Raw genomic sequence first — 20083 nt, forward strand, 5'->3', positions numbered from 1 at the left:
CATGGCCACCGACCCTATCGCCGCCGCGCCCGCCAACCCGATCGCGCCGACGCGCCCGGTGCGTTGGTACACGCTGCTCGCCTATGGCTCGAATGACGTGCTCGGCGCGGGTTCGATGGCGGTGATCAGCACCTGGATCCTGTTCTTCTACACCACCTTCTGCGGGCTGTCGGCGCTGCAGGCGACCGCGATCTTCGGCATCGCGCGCGTGCTCGATGCCTTCACCAGCCCGCTGATCGGCCACCTCTCGGACAGCCTTGGCCGCTCGTGGCTTGGGCGCAAGTTCGGGCGGCGGCGCTTCTTCATTCTCGCCGCGATCCCGCTGCTGCCGTCGTTCGCGATCATGTGGGTCGCGGGGCAAGGCTTCTGGTACTACCTCGTCACCTACGTGCTGTTCGAGATGGTCTATGCGATGGAGATCATCCCGTACGAGACGCTCGCCAGCGAAATGGCGACCGATTACAAGACCAAGGCGAAGTTCGCCGGTGCGCGCATCCTGCTCGGCCAGCTCTCGGCGATCGGCGCGGCGTTCCTGCCCAAGGCGCTGATCCAATATCTCGGCGAGGGCTCGCCCGACACCTATCTCTACATGGGGATCATCTTCTCGGGCCTGTTCATGGGCGCGGCGGGGCTGCTCTATGCGTTCAGCTGGGAGCGGCAGCGCCCGCCCGGGCTCGATGCCGAGGAGGATGCGCGCGCCAAGCCGACGCTCGGCGCGGCGTTCAAGGCGCTCTATCGCAATTTGTTCTCGACGCTCCGGATCCGCGCCTTCCGGCTGCATCTCGGCATGTATCTCGGCGGCTATATCAGCCAGGACATCTACAACGCGGCCTTCACCTATTTCGTGATCTTCGCGCTGGCCGGCTCGGCGGCGATCGTCGCCAACCTCGTCGGCGTGACCTATATCGTCCAGTTCGTCGCGGTGATCCTGGCGATCAACTTCGCGCTGAAGCTCTCCCCCGCCGCCGCGTACCGGATGGCGGCGATCAGCTTCGGCATCGGCGTGATCCTGTTCCTCGCGATGTACGCTGCGGGCTATACCGCGACCGCGATGCTGTTCTGGGTGCCGGTGCTGTTCGCCGGGCTCGGCCGCGGCGCGCTCAACTATATCCCGTGGGCAACCTACAATTACATGGCCGATGTCGACGAGATCGTCACCGGGCGGCGTCGCGAGGGTGCGTTCGCGGGCGTGATGACCTTCGTGCGCAAGATGAGCCAGGCCGCCGCGATCATCCTCGTCGGCCAGGTGATGCAGGCATCGGGCTTCGTCTCGGGCGCGAAGACGCAAAGCGCCGGCGCGCTGGTCGGCATCGTCGGGGTGATGGGCGCGGGCACGATCGCGATGCTGCTGTTCGGCATGTTCGTGTCGACGCGCTTCCGGCTCGATCCGCGCACGCATGCGATCCTGCTCGAGGAGATCGAGCATCTGCGCAGCGGCGCGCGCACGCCGTCCGATCCCGAGCATGCCGCGGTGGTCGAGGATCTGTCGGGCTGGTCGTATGACCGGCTGTGGGGCAACAATCCGGTGGCGGACGCGCACAAGTGATCGCGCTAGTCGCCGCGGCCTTGCTCGCCCAGGCCGCGGTGCTGGCGCCCAAGCCGCTGTTCCGCGATCCCGTGCATGACGGCGCGGCCGACCCTTCGACGGTCTACGATCCGACGACGCGCGAATGGGTGATGTTCTACACCAACCGCCGCGCCGACCTGCCGATGGAGGATGCCAAGGACGTCCGCTGGGTCCACGGCACAGCGATCGGTATCGCCCGCTCGAAGGACGGCGCGCAGTGGCGCTACGGCGGCACCGCGGCGATCCCGGTCGCGTGCACCGGCGCGACGCTGTGGGCACCCGATGTCGAGCGGTTCGCGGGGCAATGGCACATGTGGGTGACCGTCGTCCCCGGCATCTATCGCGACTGGAACGCGCCGCGCTTCCTCGTCCACCTGACCAGCTCCGACCTCAAGCGCTGGCGCTGCGGCGAGCGCGTCGCGCTGGGCTCGGACCGGGTGATCGATGCGAGCGTCGTCGCGTTGCCGCGCGGTGGCTACAGGCTGTTCTTCAACGACGAGCGGATGAACAAGGCGATCCGCACCGCCGACAGCCGTGATCTGGTGCATTGGACGGTCAGGGACCGGCTCACCGACACGCCCGGCGAAGCGCCCAAGGCGTTCCGCTGGCGCGGGCGCTGGTGGCTGGTGTCCGATGCGTGGAAGGGGCTGTTGGTGATGCGCTCGGCCGATGGCGAGCATTGGACCCGCCAGAGCGACTATCTGCTCGCCGCCCCCGGCACCGCCGCAACCGACCGCGCCAAGGGGCAGCATCCGGATGTGATAGTGGCGGGCGAGCGTGCGTATCTCGTCTATTTCGTCCACCAGTCGGGCGAACCGCCGGCCGCGCATGATCCCGAGTGGCACCGTCGCAGCGTGCTCCAGATCGCCGAGCTGAACGAGGTCGACGGCATCCTCACGGTCGATCGCAACGCGCCGGTCTATGTGCGTTTCCTGACCCGCTGAACGCGGGCGCTAAAGGGTCGAGTACGCTTGGCGCTTTCCCGAACGCCCCCCCGCCCGTTCGCCCTGAGCCGGGCGAAGGGCACCTCTCCACAACGAGCCAGCCCTCACGCGGAGAGCAGGGCTTCGACAAGCTCAGCCCGAACGGCGTTGGCGGATCACGCCAATTCGAATGTGACCTAGAGAAATCCGACCTGCCGCAACCACGCCGCGCACAGTTGCGGCCACACCGACACCGGCAGGCCCTGCGTATCGAGCGCGAAGCCGTGCGGGGCATCGGCGAAGATGTGGCACTCCGCTGCACCGCCGGCTTGCTCCCAAGCGGCGTGCAGCCGCCGCGCATTCTCGACCGGGACGACCGGATCGTTGCCCGAATAGACGATGAACGCGGGCGGCGGGTCTTGCAGCAGTTGCGCGTCGGGCTGGAGCCGATCGTACATCGCCTGCTTCTCGACCGGGGGCAGCGGCGGCTTGTCGGCGACGATCGTGCGGCCTGCGGCATTGGTCGAGATCGGCGCATAGCCGATCACCAGCACATCGGGCCGCGTCGTCGCGTCGCGATCCACGCCCCATTCTTCCGGCACCGCCGCCGCGAGGCACGCAGCGAGATGCCCGCCCGAGGACAGCCCGACGACACCGAGCGCGCTGATATCCTCGCGCAGCAGCCGCATCGCCGCCAATGCATCGGCAAGCGCCGCGACAGGCCCGTTCGCCGCGTCGGGGAAGCGGTGGATCAGGACATGCGCGTGATAGCCGAGCGTATTGAGCCAGCGCGCCACCTGGACGCCCTCGCGCCCCGCCATCAGCTGGACATAGCCGCCGCCGCCGAGCACCAGCATCGCGCGACCATTGGGCTGCGCAGGTACGAAGCTCAGCAGCACCGGCTGCGCCACGGCGGTCACCACCGCTTGCGCCGGATCGGCGAAGGCGGGATCGAACGTCACCGCATCGGCGCGCACCGCCGCGCCATCGAGCGTACGCACTTGATCGGCACCGAGCATCAGCATCCCGGATGCGCCCCGTCGAACGACGAGTGGCCAGCGACGCACGGATGCGTCGGATAGGCCTCGCCGTCGAGCTCGACCGCCTCGCGCACCACCGACAGCCGGTCGCCATCGTCGCGCATCTCGTACAGCTTGCCGAGCGCATAATTGAACGGCCGATGCAGGATCATCATCAGCCTGCCGTCGAAGGTGCGGAACAGCATGCCGTGCCCGCTGTCGCGCTGCACCAGCGGCCCGAGCTGCTCCCACGGCCCGGCGATCGTGCCCGAGGTCGAGCGCGCCTGCGCCTCGACATAGCCCTTCTGGCCATAGCTCGACCACAGCATCAGCAGCGTGCCGGTCTTCGATCGATAGAGTTCGGGGCCGTCGGTGACATAGATGACGTCGCCGTTCGACTGCTTCTGGCCGACCGCCCACGGCGCGTCGTTCGCCTTGAACAAGGTTTGCGGCGAGCCGGCAGCGGCGAGATCGTCGGTGAGCGGCAGCGCTTCCATCGTGCCGACCGTCGTCTGCCACCATTCATGCGCATAGACGAGCCACGGCTTGCCCTTCGGATCGACGTAGAGCGAACCGTCGAGCGTCATCAGGCTGCCATCGACGATCGGCTCGCCGCCGCGCACCAAGCGGTAGGGCCCGTCGACTCTGTCAGCGACCGCCAGCACCGTACCGCGCCGATAGGTCGCCCGCGTGCCGTTCTTGCCGAGCGGCAGGTCGGGGTTGTGGAAGGTTGTGAACAGATACCATTTGCCGCGCCAGCGATGTACTTCGGGCGCCCAGCTGCCGGCCTTGGCCCACAGCCCGGCGGGCAGGACGAAGGCGAGCTTGGGCTTGCTCCAATGCTTCAGGTCGCGGCTGGCATAGACCATCGTGCCGAGCCGCTGGTCGCCGCTCATCGCCGCCTCGTTGCGGGTAAACAGGTAATAGGTCTTGCTTGCGGCGTCGGCGACGATCCACGGATCGTGCAGGTGCATCGCGGTCAGCACGAGCGGCGCGTCGCCCTGCGGTGCGGCGGGGGCCGCCCCCGTCAATCCGAGCAACGCGGCAGCGGCGAACAGCCACTTCATGGCGCGACCGCGATGCTGTTGCCATAGCCGATCACCACGGTGGCGATCAGCAACAGGCCGACCCCGCCCCACACGGTCGCCTTGATCCGCGCGCCGGCTTCCTTCCACTCGCGAAAGGCGAAGCCCCACAGCGTGCCGAAGATGATGATGCTCGCCATGTGCAGCGTCCAGCTCGAGAAGCCCAGCCGGCCCATCTGGCTCTCGCCCATCGTGTAGAAGAAGAATTGGAAGTACCAGGTCACTCCCGCCAGCGCGCTGAGCAGATAGTTGCGCAGCAACGGCGGCCGGCCGACATCGGCCTTGGTGACGCCGCGCCATTCGGGCGCGCTGCGGTTCTTGGTGATGAGGAACGCGCACCATGCTCCGTTGGTGATCAGCCCGCCGAACATCACCAGGCACAGCACCGGCAGCCCGGTCCATAGCGGCCCCGTCCCCGCCGCAGCCGACAGCGCCTTGATCGGCTCGCCCGCAGCGAGGCCGAAGGCGAAGCAGGCCGACATGATGCCCGCGAAGATCGCGACGAGGATGCCCTTGTTGAAATCGAACTCGGCGACCACCGCCGCCTTCTGTTCGGGGGTCAGCAGCGCATCCTTTTTCGCACCCGCGATCGCCACGACGATGATGCCGAGCAGCGTCAGCGCGATACCGAGCAGCACGATCCGGCCCGAGGCGTTGGCGAGCAGCTTCGCGTGGAATTCCCCCGCGAACAACGGCGGGATCAGCGTGCCGAACACGGTGCACAACCCCAGCACCACCGCCATGCCGAGCGACAGCCCGAGATAGCGCATTACCAGCCCGTAGCCGAGCCCGCCGAACCCCCACAGCACGCCGAAGACAATCGGCCACCAGAATGCCGTCGGCGTCGCGCCGTGGAGTACGCCGAGCAGATCGTTGGTCTGGAGGCTGGCGAAGAACCACGGCGCGAACAGCCAGGAGAAGACCCCGCCGGTCAGCCAGTAAATCTCCCACGACCAGCGCTTCACCCCGCGATAGGGCACGTAGAAGCTCGCCGAGGCGAGGCCGCCAAGCCAGTGGTAGAGGACGCCGAGCAGCGGGTTCATAAATCTAATCCCAGGCGATAGAGGCGGTTGGCGTTGCGCGCGAACAGGTCGCGTTGCTCGTCGTCGCTGAAGTCGGCGGCGATCGCGTGGAATGCCGCCATCGTGCGCTCGATCGGCGCGAAGAGCGTGTCGGTCGGGGTATCGCTGGCGAACAGGCACCGCTCGGTGCCGAACAGGTCGATCGCCGCGAGCAGGAACGGCCGCACGCGGGCGAGCGTCCAGGCGCGATCGATGAAGCCGAGCCCCGACAGCTTGATCGCGACATGCGGCAGCGCGGCGAGCGTTTCGAGCCCGGCGCGCCACTGGGCGATGCCGTCAGGGTCGCCGATCACCGGCATCCCGAGATGGTTGATGACCACCGGCACGTCGGGATGCCGCGCAATCAGCGGGGCGAGCCCGGCCATCTGCGCGGGATAGCATTGCAGGTCGAACGACAGGCCGTACTTCGCGAGCAACGCAAAACCCGCCCCCCACTGCGCGTCCTGCGTCACGTCGCGCGGCGTGTAGCTGCGCAGCGGATCGGCGTGCCAGTTGACGATGTGGCGGATGCCGCGAACGCGCGGGTGCGCCGCCTGCTGCGCGAGCAACGCTTCGACCTCGGGATCGTCCAGCTGCGTGAACGCGACGATCGCGCTCGGCAAGCCGCCCGTGTTGGCGACGCCTTCGAGCCATTCGGTCTCGTCGAGCGCCTGCGCCGCATCCGCCCCGGCGTCGATATGCACCGCGCCGACGACATTCCACCGCGCCATGTCGGCAAGGTAGTCGGCGAGCGTGTAGTCCTTGGCGATCGCTTCGACCGAGCCGTTGGGCCCGTCCTCCGCAAACGGCGGCGTCAGCCACGGATAGCGGATCCGGCCGAGCTCCCACAAATGGATGTGCGCATCGACGAACGGGATGGTCACGAAGCCTCTCCGGCTGAGCAAGGCCGCGCCGTCGTCTTTCGGACGGTCGCGGCCATATGGGCGATCAGAAAGTCGTGCGACCGCCCGACGTGTCGAAGGTCGCCGCCGTGGTGAAGCTACACTCCTCCGACGCCGCGAAGCACACCATCGCGGTCGATTCGTGGATTTCGCCCAGGCGCCCCATCGGGATCTTCGAGCGCATATATTCGACCTGGCTCGGCGGCAGCTGCTCGAGGATCGGGCTCTCGAAGGTCGCCGGGGTGATCGCGTTGGCGATCACGCCCTTGCCCGCCAGTTCCTTGCCGAGGCTCTTGGTCAGGCCGATCACCGCCGCCTTGGTCGCCGAATACGCGCTGGCGTTGGGATTGCCTTCCTTGCCCGCCACCGACGAGACGTTGACGATCCGGCCATAGCCATTCTCGAGCAGATACGGCACGACCGCGCGGTTGCAGTAGAACAGCCCGTTGAGGTTGACGTTGACCACCTGCAGCCAGCTGTCGATCGGGAATTCGTGCACCGGGACGGTCGCCCCGGTGATCCCGGCCGAGCAGATCAGCACGTCGATCTTGCCCAGAACCTCGGCACTTTCCTTAGCGGCAGCAGCGACCGCATCGGCATCCGACACGTCGAGCGCGACGACATGCGTCGCGCCGATCTCGTCCTTGGTCGCGGCCAGCGCCGCAGCGTTGCGATCCCACAGCACTGCCTTGCCACCCTCGGCGATGATCCGCCGGGCGACATCCTTGCCGAGTCCCGAAGCGCCGCCGGTGATGACCGCGCAGCGCCCTGCGAAACGTCCTTCGTAGACGCTCATGCGAGTTTGCCTTCGCCGAGGTGGCGCCACTCGACGACGGTCTGCGTCTGCGTGCCGAGCTTGGCGATCGACAGCGCCATCACGTCGCCGGCCTTCAAGAAGATCTTGTCGGGCTTCTTGCCCTCGCCCACGCCCGGCGGCGTGCCGGTGATGACCAGGTCGCCCGGCATCAGCGTGACATATTCGCTGGCATAGGAGATCAGCTCGGCGAGATCGAAGATCATCGTCTTGGTGTTGCCGGTCTGCATCCGCACGCCGTTCACGTCGAGCGTCATGTCGAGATCCTGCGCGTTGCCGACTTCATCGGGCGTCACCAGCCACGGGCCGGTCGGGCAGAAGGTGTCGTGGCCCTTGCCCTTCGACCATTGGCTGCCGCGCTCCTTCTGATTGAAACGTTCGGACACGTCGTTGACGAGCGTGAAGCCCGCGATCGCGTCGAGCGCGTCTTCCTTCGCAATATAGCGGCAGGTCTTGCCGATGATCACGCCGAGCTCGACTTCCCAGTCGGTGTGGGTCGAGCCCTTGGGCAGCACGACATCGTCGTTGGGGCCACTGAGGCTCGACAGCGCCTTGGCGAACATCACCGGCTCGGTCGGGATCGGCAAGCCGGACTCGATCGCATGGTCGCGATAGTTGAGCCCGATCGCGACGATCTTGCTGATCCCGGCGATCGGCACGCCGTAGCGCGGCGTTCCCTCGACCACCGGCAACGACGCGACATCGGCGGCGAGCGCCTGCGGCAGCGTTGCGATCGTCAGGTCGGCGATGACGCCCGAGAGGTCGCGGAGCGTACCGTCGGCGTCGACGATACCGGGCTTTTCCTGGCCGGGCTGGCCATAGCGGCAGAGCTTCATGAGACGGTCTTTCGTTATCAGTGTGTGTAGGGACGGTGCATCGCGATATCGCGATTGAGCTCGACGCCAAAGCCCGGCGCATCGAGCGCGCTAGCCTTGAGCCGGCCATTCTCGGGCACCGGCTCGCCGATCAGCTGCGGGTGGAACATCGGCACCACTTCGGTCGGCCCCGGATGCATCATCAGGAACTCGGCGAAGGGCGAATTGTGGCGCGTGATCACGAAGTGATAGCTGTAGACCGACGATCCGTGCGGCACGACCATCTTGCCCGCGGCATCGGCGAGCGCCGAGATCTTGAGCAATTCGGTCACGCCGCCGCACCAGCCGACGTCGGGCTGGATGATGTCGCAGCACTCCATCTCGAGCAGCATGCGGAAGCCCCAGCGGGTCGCCTCATGCTCCCCGGTGGTGACCAGCATGCCCTTGGGCACGTTGCGCTTGAGCTGCTGATAGCCCCAATAATCGTCGGGGCTGATCGCCTCCTCGATCCATTTGAGGCCGTGCTCATGCGCCGCGATCGCGAGGCGCGTCGCGTAATCGAGGTCGAGCGCCATCCAGCAATCCCACATCAGCCAGAAATCGGGCCCGACGCGCTCGCGCATTTCGGCCAGCTCGGCGATGTTCTTGTGGAAGCCTTCGAGCCCCTCGGCCGGGCCGTGGTGCAGCGGCATCTTGCCGCCGATGAAGCCGAGCTCCTTGGCGACATCGGGCCGCGCGCCGGTCGCGTAGAATTGCAACTCGTCGCGCACCGCACCGCCGAGCAAATGATAGACCGGCTCCTGCCGCAGCTTGCCGAGCAGATCCCACAAAGCGAGATCGACGCCCGAAATGGCATTCACCACCAGGCCCTTGCGGCCGTAATATTGCGTCGAGAAGTACATCTGATCCCAGATCTTCTCATATTCGGTCGGGCTGCGGCCCTCGAGGAAGCGCGCGAGATGCTTCTCGACGATGAACGCCGCGGGCTCGCCACCCGTGGTGACCGCGAAACCGATCGTGCCGTCCTCAGCCTCGATCTCGACCACCAGCGTGCCCAGCACGTTGATCCCGAAGCTCTGCCGGCTCTGGCGATATTCGGGATAGCGGCTCATCGGCGTGGCGATATGGTCGTCGATCCAATGGCCGGCGCCTTGGTCGTGATAGTCGGCCCCGCCGCCGCGCACGGTGAATGCGCGGACATGCTTGATCTTGGGCAACTGGACGATCGCCACGTGTCTCTGCTCCTCATCATCGCTTCACGGATGCGAAGCGGTCCTTCACTAAGCAGACGTTCCGGGGCACCGCGCCGAAGCTGGCAGCCTCTCCCGGGCCGTTTGCATGGTCTCACTTTATGAGATAGGTCGTTAGTTGATGGAAAGAGCCGCGTCAAATACAGACTCGGGCGAACGAGAGGATGCTGCGGTGCGCGACAGTCTATGGGATCGTCGGAGCGTGCTCGCGGGCGCTGGCGCGCTGTCGTTTGCGAGCGCGCTTCCCGCTCCGGCGCAGGCCGCCGATGTCGGGGCAGGCGCGTTCCGCACGATGCCGCTCTGGCCGGGCAAGCCCCCAGGCGGCGCGCGCGTCACGGCGACCGAGAACCGGGTCGAGCGCCAGCCGGCGACTTCCGACGGCAATTACATCGTCGAACATGTCCGCCAGCCGACGCTGACGATGCTCAAGCCCGCCAAGCCCAACGGCGCTGCGGTGCTGCTGATCCCCGGCGGTGGCTATCGCTTCGTCTCGATGGGCAATGAAGGCTTTCCCGTCGCGCGGCGCTTCGCCGAGGCGGGGTACACTTGCTTCATCCTGCTCTACCGCCTGCCCGCCGACGGCTGGTCCGCAGGGGCCGACGTACCGCTGCAGGATGCGCAGCGCGCCGTGCGCATGATCCGCAGCCTTGCTCCGCGCGAGGGCTTCGACCCTCAGCGGATCGGCGTAGTCGGCTTCTCGGCCGGCGGGCATCTCGCCGCCTGGCTCGCGACGCGCGACGTCCGCGAGATCGCGGCGCCGGTCGATGCGATCGACCGGCTGCCGGCCAGCGTCACCGCCGCCGCCTTCGTCTATCCGGTGATCACGCTGCGCGATCCGGTCGCGCACAAGGGCTCGCGCGAGCAGTTGCTCGGCGCCGATGCTACTCCTGCGCGGATCGCGGCCTATTCGCTCGAGGAGAACGTGATGGCGACGCCGCCGCCAGCGGTGCTGGTCCACGCGCTCGACGATCCCGCCGTGCCCTATCAGAACAGCCTGCTGATGGCCGCGGCGCTGCGCGCGCGCAAAGGCGCGGTGGAGGTGCATTTGCTTGAGTCCGGCGGCCACGGCTTCGGGCTCGGCACCACCAAGCCGGCCGTCGCGAACTGGCCCGAGCTGGTTGCGGGTTTCCTCGGGCGGCACGGCGTATGACCACCACGCCGCGCGTCGCACTGTTCGTCACCTGTCTGGTCGACCTGATCCGCCCGCGCATCGGCTTCGCCTCGATCGCCGCGCTGGAGGCGGCGGGGTGCGAGGTCGTCGTGCCTGAGGCGCAGACCTGTTGCGGCCAGCCCGCGCTCAATTCGGGCGATCGCAAGACCGCCGAGGACTTCGCACGCCGCAACATCGCGTTGCTCGAAGGCTATGACCAGGTCGTCGTCCCATCGGGTTCGTGCGCGGCGACGATCCGCGTCCACTATCCCGAAATCCTCGAGCATGACGCGACGTGGTTCCCGCGCGCGCAAGCGCTGGCCGCCAAGACGTTCGAGATCCTCGCCTATCTCGACGAAGTCCGCGGCTGGAAGCCCGCAGGCGTCGCGCTGCCGACGACCGCGACCTATCACGACAGCTGCTCGGGCCTGCGCGAGCTCGGTATCAAGCGCCAACCGCGCCGCCTGCTCGCCGCGATCGACGGGCTGGAGCTCAAGCCGCTGGCGGGAGCCGAGACGTGCTGCGGCTTCGGCGGCACCTTCTGCGTGAAGTACCCGGCGATCTCGAACGCGATCGTCGGCGAGAAGACAGCGGCGATCAATGCCGCCGGCGCCGACCTACTGCTCGCGGGCGATCTCGGTTGCCTGATGAACATGGCGGGCAAGCTCCACCGCGACGGCTCGCCGGTCCGCGCGTTCCACGCGGTCGAGCTGCTCGCGGGGATGGGCGACGGCCCCGCGATCGGCGAAGACGCGTGAGCGGCGGGTTCGCGGAACGGGTCGACGCAGCCCTCGCCGATCCGATCCTCAAGCTCGCGGTCGAGCGCACCGCCGGCACCGCCGAGGCCAAGCGCACGCTCGCGATCGACGCGTTCGCCGATTTCGAGGCGGCGCGCGACCGTGCGGCGGCGATCAAGGATCACGTCATCGCCAATCTCGGCGGCTACCTCGAACGCTTCGAGGCAAATGCCGTGGCGGCGGGCGCCGTCGTCCACTGGGCGCGCACCTCGCAGGAGGCGTGCGACATCGTCATCGGCCTGTGCAAGGCGGCCGGCGCCAAGAGCGTCGCGCGCTCGAAATCGATGCTCGGCGAGGAAATCGGCCTGCCGCACGCGCTCGGCGAGGCCGGCATAACCCGCGTCGAAACCGACCTTGCCGAACATATCATCCAATTGTCGGGCGAGCGCCCGTCGCACATCATCTGGCCCGCGATGCACAAGACGCGCGAGCAAGTCTCGGTGCTGTTCAAGGCCAACCACCGCGATCCGCACACCGAAGAGACGATCGCGGCGATGGCGGAGAGCGCCAGGCGCCATCTGCGCGAGGGGATGCTCGCGGCCGATGTCGGCATTTGCGGTGCGAACTTCCTGATCGCCGACACCGGCGCGGTGTGCACCGTCACCAACGAAGGCAATGCCGAACTGTCACTGGTGCCGCCGCGGATGCAGATCGTCACCGCCGGGATCGAGAAGATCGTGCCGTCGATGGGGCACGCCGTGCACATGCTGCGGATGCTCGCGCGCTCGGCAACCGGCGCGCCGCTGACGCAATATACGACCTTCTACACCGGTCCCAGGCGCCCCGGCGACCGCGACGGGCCCGAGGAAATGCACATCGTGCTGGTCGACAACGGCCGCACTGCGATGCGCGAGGACGGGCTTGCCGAAATGCTGCGCTGCATCCGCTGCGGGGCGTGCATGAACCATTGCGTGGTGTTCCGGCAGATCGGCGGCCACGCTTACGGCGGCACCTATCCCGGCCCGATGGGCGCGGTGCTGACCCCGGCGATCGATGGCTTGGCGGCGAACCGCGACTTGCCCAACGCTTGCACGCTCAACGGCAAGTGCCAGGAAGTGTGCCCGGTGCGCATCCCGCTCCCCACGCTGCTGCGCGGCTGGCGCGAGAAGAGCTGGCGCGAGGGGCTCGAACCCAAAGCGACCCGCGCCGGGATCGGGCTCTGGGCGTGGGTCGCACGCCGCCCGCGGCTCTACCGCACGGCGACCGCGACCGCGCTCACCGCGCTGCGCTTGCTGGGGCGCACCGGCTGGCTGAGCAATGTGCCGCTCGCCAGCGGCTGGACGCGGCATCGCGACTTGCCCAAGCCGGCGGCGGAAAGCTTCATGGCGCAATATAAGAAAGGGCAGCGCCAATGACCGCGCGCGACGCAATCCTGTCGCGGCTCGGCGGCACCATGACGCCCTCGCAAATCGCGGACGAAGCCGCCGCTTTGCTGATCGCGCCCGAACGACCACCCGTCGATCTGGCCGCGATCGAGCAAACCTTCGCGGAGCGGCTCGCGCTGCCTAGTGTGGCCGCAAGCTATGACCGCATCTCGGACTGGAGCGAAGTCCCCGAGGCCGTGCGGCGCTATTGCGCGGCGAACGGCCTGCCGGCGGTGCTGTGCCTGCCCCCCGACCCGCGCCTCACCGCGCTCGACTGGCGCGGCGTGACGCTCCACGACGCCGCCGCCCCCGATGAAGACGCGGCGTTGGCGATCGCGCGGTGCGGCGTCGCCGAAACCGGATCGCTGGTGTTCGAGACCAGCCCCGAAGCGCCGATGCTGCCGAACTTCCTCGCGCTGCATCATCTCGTGATCGTCCCCACGCTGGTCGCGCATCTCGAGGACGCGATCCTGCCAGGCGCACAGCCGCGCGCGCATTATTGGGTGACGGGCGTTTCGGGCACGACCGACATCGAGGGCACCTATGTTCGCGGCGCGCATGGCCCGCGCTTCCTCCACGTTATCCGACTGGCGACCCCGCTAAAGCCATGAACGGACCCGACGAACGCTTGCGCTGAACGGGCAACCCGATGGGCGAGCGTGTGTCGCGCACGACACGGAATTTCACATTTCGGACATTTATCCTTTCATATGGCATTTCTTTAGCCGTATATAGATATCGCACTTCACATATTGGGATCAGCAACGACTGACCCGCGTGATTTTCGGGGAGGATATCATGACCTATCGTCGCGTAGCGCTCGCAGCCGCTCAAGTTTCCACGCTGGCCCTTATGGTCGCCGCGACCCCGTCCTGGGCGCAGCAGGCGAGCGCCCCCCAAGCCACCCCGCCCGAAACCGCCGCCGCTCCGGCCGATGACGCGCAGGCGCCCGACATCGTCGTGACCGGCTTTCGCGCCTCGCTCAACGCCGCGATCAACCAGAAGCGCCGCGAGACCGCCGCGGTCGACAGCATCGTCGCCGAAGACATCGGCAAGTTCCCCGATTCCAATCTCGCCGAATCGATGCAGCGCATTCCCGGCGTCGCGCTGGCGCGCGGTGATGGCGGCGAGGGGCGCAACATCTCGGTCCGCGGACTCGGCGCCGCCTTCACGCGCGTGCGCATCAACGGCATGGAGGGCACCGCGCAGACCGGATCGTCGGACATTTACGGCGCCGGCAACAGCGGCCGCAGCTTCGACTTCAACGTCTTCCCGACCGAAATCTTCTCCGAACTGGCGGTTCGCAAGACGCCGTCCGCCGATGTCGAGGAAGGCTCGCTCGGCGCGACGGTCGATCTGACCGCGCCCAAGCCGCTCGCCGGCAAGCGTGACTTCACGCTGACCGCGACCGCGCGCGGCATCTACAACGAGCTGTCCAAGAAGGTGAACCCGCGCGCCTCGCTGCTCGTTTCGAAGAAGTTTGCCGACGGCACCTTCGGCGTGCTCGCTTCGGTCGCCTATCAGCAGCGCGACATCCGCGAAGTCGGCTATTCGGCGGTCGACATCCTGTCGTCGAACACCAATGGCGGATTCTGCTCGCCGGTCGGTTTCACGCCGGTGAACCCGGCGGTCGGCAGCAAAGGCGCCTCGGCGACCGAATGCTATCCGGGCGTACCGCGCACCAGCACCGCGGCTGCCTACAACACCATCGTCAACGCGCGGCGTGCCGACTTGCCCAACACGCCGGGCAGCGGCGCCTTCCTGCCGCGCATTCCGCGCTACCTCAACTCGACGCAGAACCAGAAGCGGATCGGCGGCACGCTGACCTTCCAGTGGCAGCCCGACAGCGCCACCGACATCTCGCTCGACTTGCTCTATTCGCGGTTCGATGTCGTGCGCCGCGACAATTACATCGCCGGCCTGTCGTTCGGACGCTCGGCGACGAACAACGGCCAGCCGGTCACGTCGGTCAAGGACGTGCAGCTCAGCCCGAAGGGCAGCCTGATCTATGGGCTGTTCGACGGCGTCGACGTCCGCTCGGAAGGGCTGGTCGATAGCTTCGTTTCGACCTTCAAGCAAGCCAACCTCAACTTGAAGCACGATTTCACCGATCGCTTCGGCGTCACCGGCCTGTTCGGCATCAACGAATCGGTGTTCGACAACAAGCAGCGCTTCCAGTCGTTCATGGATGCGATCGACACGCCCAATTTCTCGGTCGACTATCGCAAGGGGAATGACACGCCGCTGCTCGGCTTCGGCTTCAACGTCGCCGATCCCAACGCGTTCGCCTATGGGCCCGCGCTGGCCGACGGCACGGTGCGCGGCGGCTACAACTTCCAGGGCAAGCCGTCGGTCAACACCAACAACGGCACGACCGGCGAACTCAACTTCCACTGGAAGGTCAGCGACAGCCTGACGCTCAAGGCGGGCAGCCAGTATCGCCGCGCCGACTTCACCGTGCGCAACCTCGTCCCCTACACCGCCGACGTCGTGACGAAGGCCTTGCCCGCTGGGATTACGCTGGCCAGCCTGACCACGCAGATCAAGGGTGTCGACCAACTCTGGGGCAATGGCGCCCCGGCAAGCTGGGCGGCGCTCGATCCCGACAAGCTGATCTCGACCTTCAACCTCGATGCCGTGCGCTATTGCGGGATCGAGTGCGGCGCGCAGTCGAGCCGCGTGCTCGAGGAAGTGTCGTCGGCCTATGCCATGGCGGCGTTCGACCTCGGGGAGCGGCTGGGGGGTATCGGCGTGCGCGGCGATGCCGGGGTGCGCTACGTCCACACCGACCAGACTTCGTCGGGCTATATTTCGGTCGCCTTGCCTTCGTCGCCGACCGGCGTGACCGGCAGTTTCCAGAGTGCGTCGAAGCGCTACAGCGACTGGCTGCCATCGGGAAATCTGGTGATCGAGCCGGTCCGCAACCTGCTGTTCCGCTTCTCGGGCGCCAAGGTGCTCGCACGGCCCGAACTCGCGCAGCTGACCCCGACCAGCAGCATCACCGCAACGACACGCGTCGGCAGCTTCCAGAACCCGCAACTCGATCCGATCCGCGCGACGACGTTCGATGCCGCGGTCGAATGGTATTTCCGCCCGGGTGCGCTGCTGTCGGCGGCGTTCTTCTACAAGGACATCAAGTCCTATGTGCAGAACGTCAACACGCAAGAAGTGTTCAACACGCTCGGCCTGCCGGCGGCCTTGCTCAACGGCACCAACACCGCCCCGACCGAAATCTTCACGATCTCGCGCCCGACCAACACGCCCGGCGGCAAGCTGAAGGGGATCGAGGCCAATGTGCAAATGCCCTTCACCTTCCTCCCCGGTTTCCTCAAGAATTTCGGCGCGCTGGCGAACTACACGCATGTCACCTCGCGCATCCGCTATATCCTGGCGAGCGTGAACGGCGTGCCGACCGTGACGACCACTGCCGATCTGGTCGGCCTGTCGAAGAACACCGCTTCGGGCACGCTGTATTATGAGGACCGCAAGTTCAGCATCCGCAGCACCGCCAATTGGCGCGACGGCTTCATCCGCGGCATCCCGGCGTCGCCGGGCAGCGATCTGCAGGGCAATTCGCAGACGCTGTTCGTCGACGCCTCGGCCTCGTACAACGTCAACGACAACATCAAGCTGATCGTCGAGGGCACCAACCTGACGGGCGAGCAGAACCGGCTCTACACCGACAGCGTCCGCCAGGACACGCTGTTCCAGACGCGCATCGGGCGGACGTTCACCTTCGGCGTGAACTTCAAGCTGTAGTCGGAGGGCGCGGGGGGCGGATCGGTCGCCCCTCGCTTACCCGTCAGCGCGCGCGGACGCCGAGCGTATATTCGGGCACCACGCGGATCGTCCGCAGGTCCGCCACCTGGCCCGTCGCCGGGAGCAGCGTGCGTGCGCTGTCGTCGAGGTAGATCGGCGCGTCGCTGCGCAGCGGGAGCGCGGTGAGCGTCCACGGCTTGCCGAGCCGATCGGCGAAGCGCCGCAATCCGATCCGCCAGACCCGGCCATCCCAGAATGCGTCGTCGAGCATGTCGGCGCCATCGAACAGCCGGGCGATGTCGGCGCGATAGTCGATCTCGAGCCACGCATCGCCCTGCCCCGCCAGCATGCTGCGCGGCAGCGTGAACGACCAGGCGGCGGCTGCGCGATGCGCCTCGGGCAGCGGCTGCAGCGCCGCCTTGGCGGGACCGCCGATTGCGACCGGCGGTGCGACGCCGGCCTCGCGCACCACGGTAGGCGTAACGGCAGGGATGGCGCGCAGCGGCATCGTCGCGGAATAGGCGCCGTCCTTGGCGCGCCCGATCGCCGCGTCTGCGCTGATCGATTGCGGCGCTGGCAGGATGGCGAAATCGAACCGGGCGTTGCCGCGCTGGCTCAAGCTCAGACGATCGGCTTCGAAGCTCACCCCGGCCGTGGTGAGAACCAATCGTCGCTGCCCCGCGAGCGCGCCGACCCAGGCGCGCGCGGCATCTTCTGCGCTCAGCACCAGCACGCGAACGACGCTGCCGTCGCGCAGCGTCACGCTGATGGGGCGTCGTGATGGCAGCACTGCGGCGATCAACCGACCGGCGCCGTCGCTGCGCGACGCGACCGAGAGCCGCGTGACGCTGCTCGCGGCGAAGGCAAGCTCGACTGCACCCGGTAGCGTCGCCGCCAGGACATGGATCGGGCCCGCGCCATCCTGCAGCCGCGTGAGCGGTTGCGCCGTCGCCCAGACGAGCGTCGCCCCATCGAGCCCCATGTTGATCGGCCAGAAGAAGCTCGCGCCGCTCGGCACCGTCACCCCGTGCGACGGCAGCGACAGCGTCTCCGCCCCAAGCTTCACCGCAAAGCGCATGTCCGGGTGCGCTGCCATCGGATATTGCCGGACATGGTTGTTGACGAACAGGAAGCCCGCGCGCGCGTCCGATCGCACCGACCAGCGCAGCGTAGCCACATCCGCGGCGGCCGCCGGCAACCGCGTCGGCGCATGCGCAGCCATCGGCGCCAGGCGATCGCCATAAGCGGCGAGGAACGCATGGATCGGCCGCAGCGCGCCGCTCACCGAATTGACCTCGCCATATTGGCCGAGCGGTGCCTGGAAGTCGTAGCCGATCTGCGGCACGTCGTTGTACCCGCCTGACGCCTGCGTCTCCTCGATCGCGCGGCCGTCGACCAGCGGATTCGCGCCGCCGTGAAACATGTAATAACCGAGCAGATTGACGCCCGAGCCGAGCTGCGTGGTGATCGCCGCACCGATGTCGCGCGGCGACACGATCGGGCGGCGGCGATACATGACCGGCACCCCGGCGCCATATTCCGCGCCGAGGAAAGGCGTGTCGTCGGCGTCATCCTCGGCGTCGCCGCGCGCCCGCCCGCGCGTCTGCGCGCCGAGATCGCCGCTCACCCGGCTGCCGAAGCGGAACAGGTAATTTTCCTTGGGCGGTAGCGGCCCGGTCTTGGCCGACCACGGCTCGTCGACATAGCCGCCCATCACCGGCACCACTTGCCCGCGCGGATAGACCGTATGGTCCCAGCCGGTAACGGTATAGAGCGGCACATCGAACCCGATCCGCTGCGCCAGCGCCTTCAGCGTCGCGATATGCTGACGCCCCTGGCCCGGGCCGTCGAGATTATATTCATTCTCGATCTGAAGGCCGATCACCGGCCCGCCGTCTTTCCACAGCAGCCCCTCGACCTGTCCGTAAAGCCCGCGCCAGAAGCGGTCGACCTCCGCCAGATACGCGGCATCGTCGCTGCGCGGGCGCGAGCGCGCGACGACCCAATCTGGGATGCCGCCGAAGCGCGCCTCGGCATGCGCCCACGGTCCGGGACGGAGGAACAGCAGCAGCCCGTGCTTGCGGCAGAGCTCGGCAAAGCGGCGCAGATCGCGGTTGCCCGTGAAGTCGAGCCGACCGGGCGCCAGTTCGAGCTGATTCCAGATCGCGTAGGTCGACACGATGTCGACCCCCGCGGCCTTCATCTTAAGCAGTTCCTGCTCCCACTCGGCCGCGGGCGTCCGCGTGAAGTGGAACTCGCCCATCACCGGCAGCCACGGCTTGCCGTCGCGCGTCAGATAGAGGCTGTTGACGCCGATCGTGCCGCCAGGGCCCGTAGCGGTCCCCATGTGCAGATGGGCGCTGCGCAGCGGCGGCGGCGGCTGGCTGGCATCGATTTCAACAACCGTCTGCCCAAGCGCGGACGTCGAGACGAGCAGCGCCGCGATACCCAGCCAGCGGCAAGTCGCGGTCCCGACGGCGCCCGCGCGCGCTCTGCCATTGCTGTGCATACCGACCTCCCGATCCACGATGTGTCGCGTGGTGTTCGGTAGGGGTACCCACCTGACGCTCAAGCGACAATCCCGCACTGCGAATCGAACTACTACAAAATGGAAGTTAGCGTATGCCATCCCGACGCGATTGGCGAACCGATCCGACCGCTCCCGCCATCATCGAGCCGCTGGCAAGCGCAGCCGCAAATCTGCTAGGACAGCGCATGTCCGCGCTTCTCCCCGCCTCCCCCCGCCCCCTTGGTCTTGCCGCATGAGCGACAAGGCGGTGAACAGCGACGCCGATGATTCGCGCAAGACCGGGACGCAGACGCTCGAGCGCGGGCTCGATTTGCTCGAACTTGCGGTCAACGAGTCGCTCACGCTCGCCGAGCTGACGACGCGCTCGGGCTTGCCGCGCGGTGTGGCGTATCGCCTGGTGACCGCGCTCGCCGGGCGCGAGTTTCTCGCACAATCGGGCAACGGTCGCTTTCGCGGCGGGCCAAGCCTGTTGCGGCTGAGCCACCGCGCAGGCGAACAGACCGACATCGCCGCGATCGCACGCCCGCATCTCGACGCGCTGTCGGAGCGCACCGGGCTGAGCGCGTTCCTCGGCCGGCGCGACGGCGAGTATTCGGTGCATTTGCTGCGCTCGCAGGGCAGCGAGCGTGTTGCCGTGACGACCCAGCCTGGCACGCGCCGCCTGTTGCCCGAGACCGGCATGGGCAAGGCACTGATGCTCGACGACACGCCCGCCGAATGGGCGCGACTGCAGACGCTGATCGGACCGGAGCATCGCCCCGACGCCTTGTTGCCGGCGCTCGAGGCCGCGGCGGAGAGCGGCGTCGTGCTGCAACGCGGACCGCCGCCCGATTCGATCTGCTCGGTCGCAGCCCCGGTGCGCGATGCCACCGGCCGCATCGTCGCCGCGATCAACGTCGCCGCCGCGGCCTCCTATCTCAGCGACGCGCGAATGGCCGAGCTTGCGCCGTGGGTGAAACAGGCGGCCGAGGCGGTCGGGACCGTACTCGGGCATTCTGGCGTGCGGCGCAGCGGATCGAACGCGTAGCCGCTTGACCTCGGCGCGTT

The 20083-nt window shown here is 67.5% G+C and carries 16 protein-coding genes; 8 read left to right on the top strand and 8 right to left on the bottom strand.

Annotated elements, in window-relative coordinates:
* The first annotated feature begins 1 nt into the window (after position 1).
* The gene (locus ABIB28_RS12315; protein ID WP_354288385.1) at positions 2 to 1546 is read left to right on the top strand and encodes an MFS transporter; all 1545 of its coding nucleotides are present in this window, start codon (positions 2 to 4) and stop codon (positions 1544 to 1546) included.
* Positions 1543 to 2511, top strand: coding sequence for a glycoside hydrolase family protein (locus tag ABIB28_RS12320; protein WP_354288386.1), 969 nt, complete (start codon positions 1543 to 1545; stop codon positions 2509 to 2511). The genes ABIB28_RS12315 and ABIB28_RS12320 overlap by 4 nt, the downstream gene beginning before the upstream one ends.
* 176 nt (positions 2512 to 2687) lie before the next feature.
* Here the strand turns inward: ABIB28_RS12320 and ABIB28_RS12325 are convergent, their stop codons facing one another.
* The 7 genes from ABIB28_RS12325 to rhmD all read right to left on the bottom strand — a co-directional run bounded on the left by ABIB28_RS12325 (position 2688) and on the right by rhmD (position 9418).
* Positions 2688 to 3515, bottom strand: a complete 828-nt coding sequence (locus tag ABIB28_RS12325; protein ID WP_354288387.1) for an alpha/beta hydrolase — start codon at positions 3513 to 3515, stop codon at positions 2688 to 2690.
* The gene (locus tag ABIB28_RS12330) at positions 3509 to 4576 is read right to left on the bottom strand and encodes a glycoside hydrolase family 43 protein (RefSeq protein ID WP_354288388.1); all 1068 of its coding nucleotides are present in this window, start codon (positions 4574 to 4576) and stop codon (positions 3509 to 3511) included. The genes ABIB28_RS12325 and ABIB28_RS12330 overlap by 7 nt, the downstream gene beginning before the upstream one ends.
* Entirely contained in the window at positions 4573 to 5637 is a 1065-nt protein-coding gene (gene rhaT, locus ABIB28_RS12335; protein ID WP_354288389.1) for an L-rhamnose/proton symporter RhaT, read from the bottom strand. The genes ABIB28_RS12330 and rhaT overlap by 4 nt, the downstream gene beginning before the upstream one ends.
* Positions 5634 to 6539 (bottom strand): amidohydrolase family protein, encoded by a 906-nt coding sequence (locus ABIB28_RS12340; protein WP_354288390.1) that lies wholly within the window; start codon positions 6537 to 6539, stop codon positions 5634 to 5636. Before ABIB28_RS12340 ends, rhaT begins: the two co-directional genes overlap by 4 nt.
* A 64-nt stretch (positions 6540 to 6603) precedes the next feature.
* Positions 6604 to 7353 (bottom strand): SDR family NAD(P)-dependent oxidoreductase, encoded by a 750-nt coding sequence (locus tag ABIB28_RS12345; RefSeq protein WP_354288391.1) that lies wholly within the window; start codon positions 7351 to 7353, stop codon positions 6604 to 6606.
* Positions 7350 to 8207, bottom strand: coding sequence for a 2,4-didehydro-3-deoxy-L-rhamnonate hydrolase (locus tag ABIB28_RS12350; protein ID WP_354288392.1), 858 nt, complete (start codon positions 8205 to 8207; stop codon positions 7350 to 7352). Before ABIB28_RS12350 ends, ABIB28_RS12345 begins: the two co-directional genes overlap by 4 nt.
* Before the next feature lie 17 nt (positions 8208 to 8224).
* A complete protein-coding gene (gene rhmD, locus ABIB28_RS12355) occupies positions 8225 to 9418 on the bottom strand; it encodes an L-rhamnonate dehydratase (RefSeq protein ID WP_354288394.1) in 1194 nt (397 codons plus the stop codon).
* A 190-nt stretch (positions 9419 to 9608) separates the two neighbouring features.
* Here rhmD and ABIB28_RS12360 point away from each other — a divergent pair, with 190 nt between their 5' ends.
* The 5 genes from ABIB28_RS12360 to ABIB28_RS12380 all read left to right on the top strand — a co-directional run bounded on the left by ABIB28_RS12360 (position 9609) and on the right by ABIB28_RS12380 (position 16506).
* Positions 9609 to 10586 (top strand): alpha/beta hydrolase, encoded by a 978-nt coding sequence (locus ABIB28_RS12360; protein ID WP_354288395.1) that lies wholly within the window; start codon positions 9609 to 9611, stop codon positions 10584 to 10586.
* Positions 10583 to 11344, top strand: a complete 762-nt coding sequence (locus ABIB28_RS12365) for a (Fe-S)-binding protein (RefSeq protein WP_354288396.1) — start codon at positions 10583 to 10585, stop codon at positions 11342 to 11344. The genes ABIB28_RS12360 and ABIB28_RS12365 overlap by 4 nt, the downstream gene beginning before the upstream one ends.
* Entirely contained in the window at positions 11341 to 12738 is a 1398-nt protein-coding gene (locus ABIB28_RS12370) for a lactate utilization protein B (protein WP_354288398.1), read from the top strand. The genes ABIB28_RS12365 and ABIB28_RS12370 overlap by 4 nt, the downstream gene beginning before the upstream one ends.
* On the top strand, positions 12735 to 13358 hold the full coding sequence (locus ABIB28_RS12375) for a LutC/YkgG family protein (RefSeq protein ID WP_354288400.1): 624 nt from the start codon (positions 12735 to 12737) through the stop codon (positions 13356 to 13358). Before ABIB28_RS12370 ends, ABIB28_RS12375 begins: the two co-directional genes overlap by 4 nt.
* A 187-nt stretch (positions 13359 to 13545) precedes the next feature.
* Complete coding sequence (locus tag ABIB28_RS12380) at positions 13546 to 16506, top strand: TonB-dependent receptor (protein WP_354288402.1); 2961 nt, start codon at positions 13546 to 13548, stop codon at positions 16504 to 16506.
* Between the two features lie 43 nt (positions 16507 to 16549).
* Here ABIB28_RS12380 and ABIB28_RS12385 read toward each other — a convergent pair whose 3' ends face one another.
* Complete coding sequence (locus tag ABIB28_RS12385; protein ID WP_354288404.1) at positions 16550 to 19015, bottom strand: beta-galactosidase; 2466 nt, start codon at positions 19013 to 19015, stop codon at positions 16550 to 16552.
* 253 nt (positions 19016 to 19268) lie between these two features.
* On the opposite strand from ABIB28_RS12385, the gene ABIB28_RS12390 reads away from it, so the two are divergent.
* Positions 19269 to 20063, top strand: coding sequence for an IclR family transcriptional regulator (locus ABIB28_RS12390; protein WP_354288405.1), 795 nt, complete (start codon positions 19269 to 19271; stop codon positions 20061 to 20063).
* Positions 20064 to 20083: the final 20 nt, after the last annotated feature.

The sequence above is a fragment of the Sphingomonas sp. UYEF23 genome (genome assembly GCF_040546165.1).
GTDB lineage: Bacteria > Pseudomonadota > Alphaproteobacteria > Sphingomonadales > Sphingomonadaceae > Sphingomonas > Sphingomonas glacialis.

Bases quoted from the DNA above. Each gene is read 5' to 3' on its own strand.
- ABIB28_RS12390 (WP_354288405.1), top strand. From the start codon at position 19,269: ATGAGCGACAAGGCGGTGAACAGCGACGCCGATGATTCGCGCAAGACC.
- ABIB28_RS12315 (WP_354288385.1), top strand. From the start codon at position 2: ATGGCCACCGACCCTATCGCCGCCGCGCCCGCCAACCCGATCGCGCCG.
- ABIB28_RS12325 (WP_354288387.1), bottom strand. From the start codon at position 3,515: ATGCTGATGCTCGGTGCCGATCAAGTGCGTACGCTCGATGGCGCGGCG.
- rhaT (WP_354288389.1), bottom strand. From the start codon at position 5,637: ATGAACCCGCTGCTCGGCGTCCTCTACCACTGGCTTGGCGGCCTCGCC.
- ABIB28_RS12385 (WP_354288404.1), bottom strand. From the start codon at position 19,015: ATGCACAGCAATGGCAGAGCGCGCGCGGGCGCCGTCGGGACCGCGACT.
- ABIB28_RS12375 (WP_354288400.1), top strand. From the start codon at position 12,735: ATGACCGCGCGCGACGCAATCCTGTCGCGGCTCGGCGGCACCATGACG.
- ABIB28_RS12345 (WP_354288391.1), bottom strand. From the start codon at position 7,353: ATGAGCGTCTACGAAGGACGTTTCGCAGGGCGCTGCGCGGTCATCACC.
- ABIB28_RS12350 (WP_354288392.1), bottom strand. From the start codon at position 8,207: ATGAAGCTCTGCCGCTATGGCCAGCCCGGCCAGGAAAAGCCCGGTATC.
- ABIB28_RS12330 (WP_354288388.1), bottom strand. From the start codon at position 4,576: ATGAAGTGGCTGTTCGCCGCTGCCGCGTTGCTCGGATTGACGGGGGCG.
- ABIB28_RS12380 (WP_354288402.1), top strand. From the start codon at position 13,546: ATGACCTATCGTCGCGTAGCGCTCGCAGCCGCTCAAGTTTCCACGCTG.
- ABIB28_RS12365 (WP_354288396.1), top strand. From the start codon at position 10,583: ATGACCACCACGCCGCGCGTCGCACTGTTCGTCACCTGTCTGGTCGAC.